This window comes from Paenarthrobacter sp. R1 (assembly GCF_030264015.1).
GTDB classification, from domain to species: domain Bacteria; phylum Actinomycetota; class Actinomycetes; order Actinomycetales; family Micrococcaceae; genus Arthrobacter; species Arthrobacter ureafaciens.
The window spans coordinates 2,930,868-2,943,518 of record NZ_CP127115.1 but is presented as its reverse complement, the minus strand read 5'-3'; the positions used below and the strand labels follow the sequence as shown (position 1 = coordinate 2,943,518).

Here is a 12,651-nt window from a genome sequence, read left to right as displayed (position 1 = left end):
AGTAGTGAAAGTACCAGAGTAATAGTGTTGAGTTCGTGAAAGACGAGAGGCGCAAGGAACTGGGACTCTTCCTCAGGACCCGCCGCAATCAAGCCCTTCGTTCGGACTACGGCCTGCCGCCGGTGGGGCGTTCCCGCGAGCGCGGCCTTCGACGGGAAGAGATCGCGTTCCTCTCCGGCGTCAGTGTTACTTGGTACACATGGCTGGAGCAGGGACGGGACATCAGTCCCTCGCGGCAGGTTCTTGAATCCATTGCGAGGGCCCTTCATCTCTCCAACACTGGACTCAGCTACGTGCTTTCCTTGGGCGGCTATTCTTCTGCACTGCCAAAGGGACCCGTCGCGGCCGACGCTCCCGCCCATGTGCAGCGCCTTTTGGACGCCTTGGACCCCAACCCCTCCTACGCTTTGTCCCCGGATTGGGGAATTGCCGGCTGGAATCGGGCGTACGAGGCGCTGTATCCCAATATCGGCACGTTTGACGCCTCGGACCGGAACCTGCTGTGGCTGGTCTTCACCGACCCCTTCATCCGCGATCTTCTCCCCGATTGGGACGTCACCAGCAAGCGGTTCCTGGCAGAATTCAGGGCTGAAACAGGGCAACGCCTAGGCGACCCGGATGTCGCGTACCAGGTTGGCCGGCTCAAGGAAGCCAGCCCGGAGTTTCAGGAGAGCTGGGACCGGTACGACATTCTGGGCTTCGAATCCCGGGAGCGCCAGTTTCACCACCCCGCCGTCGGCGTCCTGCACATGGAGCACCACCAGGTCTCGCCGTCGGACAGGCCTGACCTGCACATAGTCGTCTACACGCCGGCACCGGGGAGCGACGCCGGCGCGCAGATGAAGCGGCTGATGGAAAGCTAAGCTACGCCGTTTGCGCGGTGTCAACTGCTCTTCCCGGCCTGGCAGCCACTACCTGCCAGGCGGGGCTGCGAGGTGTTCGTTGTCCAGCTGAGACGTTTCGGGGGTCGCATTCCTTCCAGCCGTTATTCTCCCCAGGATCAGCACCAGTGCCAGTGCTACGAGCACGGGTATGCAAACAGAGAAAACAATGGTGCCGGTGTCTGCGCCAAGGCCAATGAGCATCCCGCCGAATATGGGACCCACCACCGATCCGAGCCTGCCCAAGGAAGCTGCCCATCCCACGCCCGCGGTAACAGTTGCTTGAGGGTATAGAGTCACCGCCACAGCCGCCTGGCCGATCATGCCGGCTTGGAGCCCAAGTCCGACGCCACCGAAAACAATCAGCAACAACGCCTTGTCCGGACCGAGGAATGCGGAAATCACCAGGAACACGACAGCTGCGGCTGAAGTGCAGGCCAAGACTGAAGTCATCCGGCGGCGACGTGATCCGAGAAGCAGCACACCGGCGCCCACAATGCTACCTACACCCAAGGCCGCCGATCCCAACGGGGCCATGCCAGGTCCAAAGCCGTAGCTGGTAAGCAGCGTGGGCAGCCACGATGAGAACACGTAGTAAACAGCGAATATCAGGAATGAGAATGACCACAGCAGAAGCGTCTTGCTCCGTACGGGTTTATCGAAAAGGCGGGACACTGCGGCGTGATGCTTGGCCTCGGAATGATTTGCGGGCGTGATCGACTCATGTCGGCCCGATAGTCCGATCCACAAAAACGGCAGGAGTACACCCGAAGCAATGGCTCCGAGGATGAACACCCACCCCCACCCGAGCGCACTGATAACCACGCCACCTGCGAGGCCGGCGATCAGGGCCCCAAACGAAATACCCGTCATCACCACCACCGCGATCGATTGGCGCAAACGCAATGGATTGGTGGCGGTGGCATGTGAGACAGCCGCGGGCAGCACCGCACCCAACCCCAGGCCTGTCAGGAATCGGAGGATCGTCAGCTCCACTATTGAACCTGACCACGCTGTCAACAGCGAGCCAATCGTGAAGAGCGCAACGGCGGAAAAGATGACATTGCGAGTGCCCAGTTTTGCCACCAGGCGCCCCACCGCCATATAGCCAATGGCAACCCCCGCACTGGTTAGAGCCAGGGCCGGGGTGAAATGGGCGGGCTCAACCCCCCACGCCTTTGACATGGATGGGATGGACACCCCCAACGCGACAGTATCGAATCCATCAAGCACTACAGCGGCAAATGTTAGGCAAAGTACCCACCAGTTAGGTTTGACCTCATCCTGCATCACGTGTTCTCTCGTTGTGTCCATGGGCATCCTTAGAGTTTCGAGGGCTTCGAAGATGAAGCAAGGCATCACAGCGGTAATCCCGGAGCCGCATTCACAGAATGCCTTGGTGCAAAATATCTTAGCAGTGTGATTCTTTGAAGTGATGGATTTCACGCTTCAGCGTTTCTCATCACGCGAGCGGTTCGGGGGCTGGAAAGAAAGTACTAAGTCTGCTTACTATGTTGGCGTGCTGTTGATCGGCACACCCGCATCTTTCCCACGGAAGCAAGGACGGTCATCATGGCAGGAAATCTCTTGGCCCGCTCGATTCATGATCTGACAGCAGCGGCATGGTTCGGAGGATCCCTCATGGGAGCCATCGGCTTGAACGGCGCCGCCGCCGAGGCCACCGATCCCGCCGAACGGACACGCCTTTCCAGCAAGGGCTGGATGAAGTGGGCACCCATCCAGACCGCAGCCTTCTCCGCACACCTGTTGTCCGACCTCGCGATTGCCTGGGAAAACAAGGGACGGATCGCCAAGCAGGACAGCGTGGCGGGGGACACGGTCCTGAAGACCGCGGTCACCGTAGCCGGCGCCGCGGTCACACTCTACGCGGGCATCCTCGGCAAGAAGGTTGACAAGCTGGCCGACGAGGGCGCCCGGGGCGCAACCGAGCCGCGGCCGGATGCATCAGATGAGCTGAAGGCAGCCCAGAAACAGCTGAAAGCGCTCCAGTGGGCCATCCCCGCTTTTGCAGGCTGGGTCATCGTACTTGGCGCCAAGCACGGCGAGATGCAGCGGCCTAAGAATGTGCTCGCCGGGCTGGTGCAGCACTAGTCATCAAAGTGCGTCTTGGTTTCATGGGTGCTGCCCGCGAGGCTGCGAAGCATGTCGCGGGCAACATCGTGAAGCTTCTGGTTGCGGTTTTGGGACGCCCGCAGCATCACCGCAGAGGCTTCTTCCTGCGAACACCGGTTCTGTGACATAACGATGCCTGTTGCGAGGTCGATGACCGTCCTGCGCTCCATGGCTGCTTTCAAGTCCTTCGCCAAAAGATCCGCTGTAGCTATACGCAGCGCCAACCTCAAGGCCTGGCTCGCCATGTCAGCGAAAGTCACCGCTTCTTCGATGATCCCCTCCGTAAAGAGGTCGGCGACGTCGGAGAAGAAATTCAGTCCTGCGGAGGCATCATCGCCCAGTTCCATCGGCACGCCGAGCGCACTGCGTGCACCGGCGACAGTCAGGTTGCGCGCATACTCCGGCCATCGAGTCTCAGTGGCCGCGTCGATCACCACTACAGGCACACCGGTCCTCAAAGCCTCCATGCACGGGCCGTCGTCGAGCCTCTGTTCAATCCCGTCAAGCAGGATGGCGTCATCACTGCTGCCGGCTATTGTTGCTGCCCGCTTCCGGCGGTGCAGCGTCACTGCGCACTCGACCTGCACGCCAGTGGCCCGCGTTAGGGCCCGTGCAGCGTACTTGGTGGTTCCATCCAAGAAACCCTTGAGGTCTTCCTTGCCGTCAATCAACTGATGAAGGCGTTGGAAATCTTCATTCTGCTCGTCGGTTTCCACAGCATTGATCCTAGAAGCAACAAACTGAAATCGCCATTGGATAGGCGAGTATCCTTGTAGTCCTGCTAGCCCAGGAGTTCCTTGAGGTCAGGTTCGGTCAAGCCTGAAGCCAATTGGAGGTCCCGGCCCTCAACACCGGCCAAGGTGGCCTGCCGGACCGCATGACCCAGCGACTCTTTTGCAGAGTCCATCTCCCATTGCAGCGACTCCACCAGGGCAGCAGCCGTCCAGACGCTGCCCACAAAATCACTGGCCTCCGCGTCCATCCGGAAACCGCAGGAGCACGCCCAAGCCGGCCAGACCTCACCATCGGAGCGACCGCTCGTGACGGGCCCGGGCGACACCGAGAGGGACATTGCGGCTCCACAGTGCATGGGACTTCCGGCCGCCGGGACGTGGCCCATCTCAGCCATTTGGCTCAGCCCCGCCTCGCGAACCAGACTGGAACCGACCTCGGCAGCAGGCTCCGCGCCGGAAACGTTCGAAGATTCCGTCAACGTTTCCACCTCGGCAGCTTGCTCCGCCAAGGAAACCAGTTCGATGACACCGTCCACGGCGTCGCCACCTTCATTCATTGGGCGTTCGTTCGCACCGGGGCCATGCAGTACTGCTGTCATAACAACCACCCAATCTCGCTAAGCTGCAAAGTAACTCGATAAACTAGTTATATTGCTTTTTTAGCTGGGTGTCCATTCAGGATTTACGAAGCTCCGCAACGCCGAGCTTGCCCACCCCTTCGGCGAGCCTGCCCAGGAAGGATGCAACCGCCTCCGCCTCGTCCGGGGTCAGGGAGTCAGCTTCAGCGGCTATGAGGTCACTCAACGCAGCAAGTGCGGGGTACGGCTCAAGAGCGAGGGAAACCGGACGCAGAATAACCGAACGGCGATCACTCGGATGCCTTTCGCGTCGAATGTGGCCCGAGGCTTCAAGCCGGTCGATCAGCATAGTGGTGGCCGCAGACGTAATGCCCAGACGCTCACTCAAGTCGCGGGGGCTGACAGCCAGCCCCTCCTTTTCGGCGTCGAAGACGATCTGGAGGGCAACGATGTCCGTGTCTCCAACGCCGCTCTGCGAGCGATTGCGACGACGCCATTCATTAATGGCGCGCTGAAGGTCATGAAGGGAGGCCACCGCATGCGCGCCCGTCACCTTCTGGTTTCCAAGGTCGAACCAGTCTTCCTGAAAAACACTTCGCGGGTCCATGTCCACTTTCCTAGCTAGCCGTGTATTTCGCGAATCAAGGTTTATCCGGTTTAACGAGGTTACACGGAATCCGGGGGGCCGGCTGCCGGGAGTCCACCTTTTGACGTAACGCAGATCACGAACTATGATTTATGAATCGATTCAACCGCAGCATCCTTGCCAATGACGACTAAGGAGATCCACGTGAGCGTCATGCACCGAAGGGAAACAATTCCCACCCCGGGAGACACCCCGATCGACACCACCCCGGGCCGGAAAGATCCCAAGAAGGCCGCGATGAGCGGTTGGATCGGAAGCGCCCTGGAGTACTACGACTTCGCCTTGTACTCCCTGGCAGCCACACTCCTCTTCCCCACCATCTTCTTCCCCACGGAGAACCCGACCGTGGGCATCATCGCCTCCCTTGCCACCTACGCCGTCGGCTATGTTTCACGGCCGCTCGGAGCCGTAGTCCTGGGCGCTTATGGCGACAAGCAAGGGCGCAAGAAGGTTCTGGTCTTCGCCATGCTGCTCATGGGCTTCGCGACCTTCGCCGTGGGCCTGCTTCCCACCTATGGACAGGTTGGACTCCTTGCGCCGCTGCTGCTGGTGATCCTGCGCCTCATCCAGGGCTTCGCGGTAGCCGGCGAACTCGGCGGCGCAAGCGCCATGATTGTGGAGCACTCCCCTGATGGGAAACGCGGCTTCTTCGCCAGCTTCAGCCTCCAAGGCACCCAGGTGGGCTCCATCCTTGCCACGGCAGTCCTGATTCCGCTGGCTGCCTTGCTTCCCGAAGAGCAGTTCCACTCCTGGGGTTGGCGCCTGCCGTTCCTTCTGAGCGCCTTAGTGATCGTGGCGGGCTACGTCATTCGCCGCCGCGTGCAGGAGCCCCCCGCCTACGTGGCGCAGTCAGGCGACGCGACAGCCAAGCGCCGCTTCCCGCTGGTTGACCTGCTCCGCACGCACCCGTGGGTACTGGTCCGATGCATCGCGATGACCTTTACCAACGTGATCGGCATGGCAACCCTCATCTTCGGTGTCTCCTACGCAACGCAAAAGGGCTACGGCATCGGGTTCTCCAGCAGCGAGTTCCTGTGGGTCACCCTGGCCGCCAACGTCGCCGCCGTCGTCACCATTCCGCTCTTCGGCGCACTGTCCGACCGCATCGGCCGCCGAACCCTCATGGTTGCCGGCGGACTCGCGGGCGGCCTGCTCACCATGGGCTACCTGTATGCGATCCAGCTGGGCAGCCTGCCGCTGGTCTTCGTTTGCGTCGTTATTGTCCAGGGCATCTTCTTCCAGATGTGGAACGGCACGTTCGCCACGTTCTTCCAGGAGCAGTTCCCCATGCGGATCCGTGTCACTGGTTTCGCTGTCTCCCAGAACATCGGACTCATGATTGCCTCGTTCTTCCCGAGCCTCTTCACCGCAATCGCCCCTCCGGGTTCCAGCAACATCCCCATGGTCATCGGATTGACCACACTGGGCATCTGCGCTGTTGCCGCCGTCGCCACGATGCTTTCCGCCGATACCAAGGGCAAGACCCTTGAGGACCTCGAAGCCCGGTAACCAGGAAGCCCAGTAACAAAGACGTCCGCTGACAAAGCCATCGGTGTGGAAGCAAAAGCTGCTTCCACACCGATGGCGCTGCCCGTTCAACCAAGGGACAGAGTCCCCTCCAAAGCCGTTCGGGGAGCTCCAACTGATCCGCGCTGGATGAGCCGCGGGTGCAGCTCCGGGCCGGATGCCGCCGCTGGCCTCCCCTCAATTTTCCGGATCAGCGCCGAGGCAGCAGCCCTGCCCATCTCATACACCGGCTGGGCGATCACGGTGAGCGGCGGAGAGATGAGCCGGGTCCAAGCGAAGTCGTCGTACATGATGAAGGAGATGTCATCCGGAATCCGGAGGCCTGATTCCTGGATTGCTTCAACAACACTGAGTGCGATCAGGCCGTCTGAGGCGATGATGGCCGTGGCGGGGTCCGGACCGGTGACCAGATCGCGGGCAACAGCCTTGATGGACCCGGCGTCCCCGGCGTTGAGGCGGACCAAGTCAGCGGGGAAAGGGAGCGCCTGCTCTTGGAACGCACGGCGCATACCGTCCACGCGGTCCGCGATCTGCGAAGACTCCAGCGCCATTCCCTCCCGGTAGGGCTGCTCCGATTTGAGGGTGGAAACGAACGCTATCCGCAGGTGGCCGAGCCCGATGAGTTGCTTGGTGGATTCATAGGAAACCGGACCCATATCCACGGCGAAGGTCTCAACCTCCAACCCCTCCGCCGCCCTGTCCAGGAGGACCAGCGGACGCCCGGACTCCTGGACCTCCCGGAGGTGCGGAAAATCCGTGGAGGAAGCGGGCGCGACGATCAGTCCGTCCACTCGTTTGTCCAGCAGTACACGGACGGCATCCACTTCGGCCTGCTTCTCCTCGTCGGTGTTGATGAGGATGACGTTGTAACCACTCTTTTTTGCCGTGTCCGTGATGCCGCGGGTGGCGAGGCCGAAGTGCGGGTTTTCGATGTCACCTACCACCACCCCAAGGGTGTTCGAGCGTCCCGTGTTCATGCTCCGGGCCAACTCGTTGGGACGGTAGCCGAGCTCTTCGGCAGCTGCAAGGACACGCTCGCGGACGTCATCGCTGACGGCTCCATAGTTCCCCAAAGCACGCGCTGCTTGTGCTTTGGACACTTTCGCGGCCTTGGCGACGTCGGCAACCGTTACGTCCCGCCGTCGGGATCCTTCAGTGCTCATGTTCACCTTTCACGGGGGTGTTGACGCGGCTTTGTGAGTTCCGCTACATTCGTTCAAACGATGTGAGTCCGGTCTCAATCCTAGGCGGTGAGACCGGACTCAACAAGACTCAACATCGAGCAAGATCTCCCGGCTGCCTCCGACAGCACCGCATCCCTCCCACGATTGGACACGCTGTGATCAAACTGAAGTTCCGCCCCGCTGCGTTCGCAGCCGCAGCAATGGCGGCCGTCATTGCCCTCTCCGGCTGCGGAGGCTCCTCCGCGGGGAGCTCCCCTTCCGCCGACAACCCCTACGGCCTGATCGAACCCGGCACCATCCGGGTCGCAAGCCTTGGCGACTCAAAGCCTTACACCTTCACCGACAGCTCCGGAAACTTCACGGGGTTCGATGTTGAACTCTTCAAGGACGTCGCACATCGCGCCGGAGTGGACAACGTAGTCTTCACCGGACAGGACTTCTCCGGGCTGCTCGCCGCCGTCGCCAACGGCCAATTCGACGTCGGAGTCGCAGCAATCGGCATTACCGACAAGCGCAAGGAAACGGTCGACTTCTCCGAGGGCTACCTGGCCGGCTACCTCACGGTCATCACCACCAAGACCTCGGGCATCAAGGACGTTGACGGGCTCAACGGCAAGCGCCTCGGCGTAGTCCAGGGAACGCTCCAGGAAGCCTACGCGGTGAAGAACTTCACTTCCTCGCAGCTGGTCCGCTTCCCCGACAACAACACGGCCATCTCGGCAGTGAACAGCGGAGCAGTGGACGCGCACTTCCTGGACTACGAAGCCGCCAAGTCCTACCAGGACCAATTTGGCCTGGTCAGCGCCGCGGACATCCCTTCCTTCGATGCCCCTGCCGGTTTTGCGATCGCCAAGAACAAGCCGGAGTTCAAGGAGGCCCTGAACAAGGGGCTCGCCGAAGCCATGGAAGACGGCACGTGGAAGAAGCTCTACCAGAAGTGGTTCCCGGGATCTCCCATGCCGGAGCAGTACCTGCCCAAGGCAGAGCAGACTTCCAGCCCTTCCCCCGCTGCCAGCAGCAAGTAATCCAACAGGGCGGGCCGCCACGATGCACCCTACCGGCGGCCCGCCCGGCAGAAACACAAATCCAACTACCGACTGAGAGCATTCAATGGATTGGCTCAATACCATCAGCCGCACGTTCTTCGACTTCAACGCCATGGTCGAAGTACTGCCCCAACTCCTCGGAGTTGGCCTCCTCAACACCCTCATCATCTCCATCGCAGCCACCATCCTTGGCGTCGTGATGGGCATGGTGGTGGCCGTCATGGGCATCTCACGCTCAAAGTGGCTCCGCATTCCCGCACGGATCTACACCGACCTGTTCCGCGGCCTGCCCGCCATCCTCACCATCCTCCTGATCGGGCAGGGATTCGCCCGTTTGAGCCAATCGGTCTTCGGGCCCTCCCCCTATCCCCTGGGCATCATCGCCCTGAGCCTGATCGCCAGTGCCTACATCGGGGAAATCTTCCGCGCCGGCATCCTGAGCGTGGACAAGGGCCAAGGCGAAGCCTGCCGCGCCCTGGGCATGAGCTACAGCAAGTCCATGGCCTTGGTTGTGGTGCCGCAAGGTGTGCGCCGCGTACTCCCTGCCTTGGTGAACCAGTTCATCGCCATCGTGAAGGACTCCTCCCTGGTGTACTTCCTGGGGCTGCTGGTCAGCGAGCGCGAATTGTTCAGGGTTGGCCAGGACGCCGCAGTGCTGTCCGGCAATCTCTCACCACTGGTCATGGCAGGCATCTTCTACTTGGTGATCACAGTGCCGCTGACCCACCTCGTCAACTACTTCGACAACAAGTTCCGGACCGGCCGCCGTCGTCCCACAGCCCCGACCAGCGGCCTGAAGGAAGTCAAGGAACTCGATGCGGCTTCGCCGCTCATCTCCGGGAGCAACACGTGAACCTCACCAGCAGCACCAGCGCCGGCACCAGCAAAAGCGCCACCACCGCGCCGGACATCGAAAAGTTCCACGGTTCCAGCCTGGAACTGCGAAGCCTGACCATGGCCTACGGCGATGTGGACGTCCTCCGCAATGTCAGCCTTACAGTCGCGCCGGGAACCACCACCTGCATCATCGGCCCCTCCGGCTCCGGCAAGTCCACCCTCCTGCGGGGCGTGAACCGCCTGCATGAGCCGAAGAGCGGCGATGTCCTCTTGGCCGGAGAAAGCGCTCTGCAGGTCAAACCGGACATTCTCCGGGCCCGGATCGGCATGGTGTTCCAGCACTTCAACCTTTTTCCTGACCATACGGCGTTGGACAACGTGGCCTTGGCGCTCTGGAGCGTCAAGGGCACGTCCAAGGCGGAGGCCAGGGAACGGGCGCGGCGCCGGCTTGCCGAAGTAGGCCTGGCTGAACGTGCGGACCACCGTCCGAGGGACCTTTCCGGCGGCCAGCAGCAGCGCGTCGCCATTGCCCGCGCGTTGGCCATGGAACCCGAGGTGATGCTTTTCGACGAAGCAACCAGCGCCCTGGACCCGGAGCTGGTCAAAGGCGTGCTGAACCTGATGGCCGGACTTGGACGACGCGGTATGACCATGCTGGTGGTCACCCATGAGATGAACTTCGCCCGCAAGGTTGCGGACCAGGTGGTGTTCATGGACGAAGGAGAAGTTGTGGAGATGGGCCCGCCCACTGAACTGTTCGACAACCCGCGCAGCGAACGCCTGCAGCGGTTCCTTTCGGAAGTCCTGTGATGGGCGCCGCGATTATCGCACCTATCCGCACCGCCGTCGTCGGGTTCGGCGTCTCCGGCAAGGTTTTCCACGCACCGCTGATTGCGGCGGACCCTGCCTATTCGCTGGATGTGATCGTGACGGCGGATCCCCGGCGCGCTGCGGAGGCAGCACGGCTCTACCCGGAAGCACGGATCGTCGGGACGTCTGAGGAATTGTTCGCCTTGTCCGGGCAGCTGGACCTGATGGTCCTCGGAACCCCGCCACTGACCCATATGGAACTCGGGGCTACGGCAATCGCGCATGGGCTCAACCTGGTGGTGGACAAGCCCTTTGTCACCACAGCGGCCCACGGCGAGGAGCTGCTGGCACGGGCGTCCGACGCCGGGGTGCAGCTGACGGTCTTCCAGAACCGCCGGTGGGACGCCGACTTCCTGACGCTGCGGAAGCTGCTGGACGAGGGAGCCCTCGGAGAAGTCCGCACTTTTGAGTCCCGGTTCGAGTGGTGGCGCCCGGAAGGCTTCGGCAATTGGCGTGACTCGGCAACGCTGGCCGAAGGCGGCGGAATCCTCCATGACCTCGGAGCGCACGTGATCGACCAAGCCATCCAGCTGTTCGGCCCCGTTGCGGAGAGCTACGGCGAAACTGCCAACCACGGCCCGCATCCAGAGGCCGCCGACACTGAAGCTTTTGTGTCCCTGCGGCACGAATCGGGCATCCGGTCCCGGCTGTGGATGAACGGCATGGCCGCCCAAGTGGGCCCCCGCTTCCATGTGCTTGGCTCAAAGGCCGGGTACACCAAGTGGGGACTGGACGGTCAGGAACCCGCCCTGGCAGCGGGCGTCACGCCGTCGGACCCTTCCTACGGAAGCGAACCCCAGGAGTCTTGGGGGCTTCTGGGAGTGGACGGCTCCGCCGCGCCTGTTCCGCCCGAAAAGGGCAGCTACCCGCGGTTCTATTCCGAACTCGCCGCTGCGCTGCGCGGCCGCGGCCCACTGCCTGTCCAGGCTGCTGAAGCCCTTGAGACCCTGCGGGTCATCGAGTCAATCCACGCCTACGCCTGACCCCGCAAGTTTTCCAACCTTGAGATGAAAGGGAGAACCATGTCCTCCACCAAGCACGTTGCCGTCATCGGAGGCGGCATCCTGGGTGTTTCCACCGCTGTCCACCTGCTCCGCGGGGGCGCTTCGGTCACCCTGTTGACCGAACAGGGCCTGGCCAGCGAAGCCACCGGACGCTCATTGTCCTGGCTCAATTCGGCCGGCGAGCGCTCAACGCCGTACCACCAGCTGCGCGTGGCGGGCGTGGACCGCTACCGCACCCTGTTCGCGGCCGACCCCACCCGTGAATGGTTGCAGTTCGGCGGGGGCCTCATGTGGAACGCCGCCGGTCACAAGGAAGCCACCGAGGCACGCCACGCCTACGAGGAGTCGATCGGCTACGACTCGAAGCTCCTGGCACCGGAAGACATCGCCAAGGTCACCCCTGGCATCGATTCCGGCGCCGTTCCTGAGAACGCCATCTTCAACCCCGGTGAGGGGTGGGTCAGCCTCCCGGACCTGGTTAATTTCCTCATGGAGGAGTTCCACTCCTTGGGCGGCCGGCTGGTCCTTAACGCGGGCAAGGTTTCGGTGACGGTCGACGGCGGCAAGGCCGCCGGCGTCGAAACCTCCGGCGGTGCCACCTACGCAGCGGACGCGGTCCTCGTGGCGTGCGGCGCGGCTACTCCCGGCGTGGTGAAGCCCCTCGGGGTGGAAATCCCCAATGGTTCGCCTGTGTCCATGCTGGTTGTCACCAAACCGGTGGAGCACCGTGTGACCGCTGTGATGAACACCCCCCGCGCCGCGGTGCGCCCCAACCCCGGACGGACGTTCGCGCTGGACCATGACTGGTACGAGGAGCACATTACCGAGCACGCCGACGGTTCCTTCAGCATCCCGGATGACATCGTGCAGGAACTGGCCGATGAATCGTCCAAGCTGATCGACGGCAACCCGGAGTTGAAGCCAGCGTCGTGGAAGATCGGCTACAAGCCGATCCCGGGCGACGGCGAGCCGGTGTTCGGCGAACTGGGACAGGTGCCCGGCTGCTTTGTTGCGTTCACGCACTCAGGGGCGACGCTGGGGCTGATCGCCGGTGAGTTGCTCTCCGGGGAGATCCTGACGGGCCGGAAGCACCCGATGCTGGCCACGTTCCGCCCGGGTCGCTTCTCTTAGGGCGGCTGTTCGCAGGTCATCCTGACCCGGACTGGACATGAAAGGAGCCCTGGCAACACGCCGGGGCTCCTTTCATGGTG

At 62.3% G+C, this 12,651-nt stretch carries 13 protein-coding genes; 8 read left to right on the top strand and 5 right to left on the bottom strand.

Going from position 1 to position 12,651, the window contains the following annotated elements:
* Positions 1-35: 35 nt before the first annotated feature.
* Positions 36-863, top strand: coding sequence for a helix-turn-helix transcriptional regulator (locus tag QN084_RS14340; protein WP_062095027.1), 828 nt, complete (start codon positions 36-38; stop codon positions 861-863).
* A 48-nt stretch (positions 864-911) separates the two neighbouring features.
* Here QN084_RS14340 and QN084_RS14335 read toward each other — a convergent pair whose 3' ends face one another.
* Positions 912-2,327 (bottom strand): MFS transporter, encoded by a 1,416-nt coding sequence (locus QN084_RS14335; protein ID WP_259362822.1) that lies wholly within the window; start codon positions 2,325-2,327, stop codon positions 912-914.
* Positions 2,328-2,453: 126 nt separating this feature from the next.
* Between QN084_RS14335 and QN084_RS14330 the strand changes: the two genes are divergently transcribed.
* Positions 2,454-2,993 (top strand): hypothetical protein, encoded by a 540-nt coding sequence (locus tag QN084_RS14330; RefSeq protein WP_031216292.1) that lies wholly within the window; start codon positions 2,454-2,456, stop codon positions 2,991-2,993.
* Here the strand turns inward: QN084_RS14330 and QN084_RS14325 are convergent.
* The 3 genes from QN084_RS14325 to QN084_RS14315 all read right to left on the bottom strand — a co-directional run bounded on the left by QN084_RS14325 (position 2,990) and on the right by QN084_RS14315 (position 4,933).
* The gene (locus QN084_RS14325; RefSeq protein WP_069696295.1) at positions 2,990-3,730 is read right to left on the bottom strand and encodes a GAF and ANTAR domain-containing protein; all 741 of its coding nucleotides are present in this window, start codon (positions 3,728-3,730) and stop codon (positions 2,990-2,992) included. The two genes, QN084_RS14330 and QN084_RS14325, sit on opposite strands and share 4 nt — an antisense overlap.
* Positions 3,731-3,795: 65 nt before the next feature.
* Positions 3,796-4,305: a hypothetical protein gene (locus QN084_RS14320; RefSeq protein ID WP_021471703.1), complete on the bottom strand. Its 510-nt coding sequence runs from the start codon at positions 4,303-4,305 to the stop codon at positions 3,796-3,798.
* A 118-nt stretch (positions 4,306-4,423) separates the two neighbouring features.
* On the bottom strand, positions 4,424-4,933 hold the full coding sequence (locus QN084_RS14315; protein ID WP_021471704.1) for a MarR family winged helix-turn-helix transcriptional regulator: 510 nt from the start codon (positions 4,931-4,933) through the stop codon (positions 4,424-4,426).
* A 183-nt stretch (positions 4,934-5,116) separates the two neighbouring features.
* Between QN084_RS14315 and QN084_RS14310 the strand changes: the two genes are divergently transcribed.
* Entirely contained in the window at positions 5,117-6,481 is a 1,365-nt protein-coding gene (locus QN084_RS14310; protein ID WP_021471705.1) for an MFS transporter, read from the top strand.
* An 86-nt stretch (positions 6,482-6,567) separates the two neighbouring features.
* Here QN084_RS14310 and QN084_RS14305 read toward each other — a convergent pair whose 3' ends face one another.
* Positions 6,568-7,662: a LacI family DNA-binding transcriptional regulator gene (locus QN084_RS14305; protein ID WP_021471706.1), complete on the bottom strand. Its 1,095-nt coding sequence runs from the start codon at positions 7,660-7,662 to the stop codon at positions 6,568-6,570.
* A 221-nt stretch (positions 7,663-7,883) separates the two neighbouring features.
* Between QN084_RS14305 and QN084_RS14300 the strand changes: the two genes are divergently transcribed.
* The 5 genes from QN084_RS14300 to QN084_RS14280 all read left to right on the top strand — a co-directional run bounded on the left by QN084_RS14300 (position 7,884) and on the right by QN084_RS14280 (position 12,571).
* Positions 7,884-8,708, top strand: coding sequence for an ABC transporter substrate-binding protein (locus QN084_RS14300; protein WP_052474312.1), 825 nt, complete (start codon positions 7,884-7,886; stop codon positions 8,706-8,708).
* A gap of 85 nt (positions 8,709-8,793) precedes the next feature.
* A complete protein-coding gene (locus tag QN084_RS14295; RefSeq protein ID WP_021471708.1) occupies positions 8,794-9,582 on the top strand; it encodes an amino acid ABC transporter permease in 789 nt (262 codons plus the stop codon).
* The gene (locus QN084_RS14290; protein ID WP_069696294.1) at positions 9,579-10,376 is read left to right on the top strand and encodes an amino acid ABC transporter ATP-binding protein; all 798 of its coding nucleotides are present in this window, start codon (positions 9,579-9,581) and stop codon (positions 10,374-10,376) included. The genes QN084_RS14295 and QN084_RS14290 overlap by 4 nt, the downstream gene beginning before the upstream one ends.
* Positions 10,376-11,419: a Gfo/Idh/MocA family protein gene (locus QN084_RS14285; RefSeq protein WP_069696293.1), complete on the top strand. Its 1,044-nt coding sequence runs from the start codon at positions 10,376-10,378 to the stop codon at positions 11,417-11,419. Before QN084_RS14290 ends, QN084_RS14285 begins: the two co-directional genes overlap by 1 nt.
* A 39-nt stretch (positions 11,420-11,458) precedes the next feature.
* Entirely contained in the window at positions 11,459-12,571 is a 1,113-nt protein-coding gene (locus QN084_RS14280) for an NAD(P)/FAD-dependent oxidoreductase (RefSeq protein ID WP_069696292.1), read from the top strand.
* The last annotated feature ends 80 nt before the right edge of the window (positions 12,572-12,651 follow it).

What these genes read in the sequence shown, in the direction of transcription:
- QN084_RS14285 (WP_069696293.1), top strand. Translation starts at nt 10,376, where the DNA reads ATGGGCGCCGCGATTATCGCACCTATCCGCACCGCCGTCGTCGGGTTC.
- QN084_RS14320 (WP_021471703.1), bottom strand. Translation starts at nt 4,305, where the DNA reads ATGAATGAAGGTGGCGACGCCGTGGACGGTGTCATCGAACTGGTTTCC.
- QN084_RS14295 (WP_021471708.1), top strand. Translation starts at nt 8,794, where the DNA reads ATGGATTGGCTCAATACCATCAGCCGCACGTTCTTCGACTTCAACGCC.
- QN084_RS14280 (WP_069696292.1), top strand. Translation starts at nt 11,459, where the DNA reads ATGTCCTCCACCAAGCACGTTGCCGTCATCGGAGGCGGCATCCTGGGT.
- QN084_RS14330 (WP_031216292.1), top strand. Translation starts at nt 2,454, where the DNA reads ATGGCAGGAAATCTCTTGGCCCGCTCGATTCATGATCTGACAGCAGCG.
- QN084_RS14315 (WP_021471704.1), bottom strand. Translation starts at nt 4,933, where the DNA reads ATGGACCCGCGAAGTGTTTTTCAGGAAGACTGGTTCGACCTTGGAAAC.
- QN084_RS14305 (WP_021471706.1), bottom strand. Translation starts at nt 7,662, where the DNA reads ATGAGCACTGAAGGATCCCGACGGCGGGACGTAACGGTTGCCGACGTC.
- QN084_RS14300 (WP_052474312.1), top strand. Translation starts at nt 7,884, where the DNA reads ATGGCGGCCGTCATTGCCCTCTCCGGCTGCGGAGGCTCCTCCGCGGGG.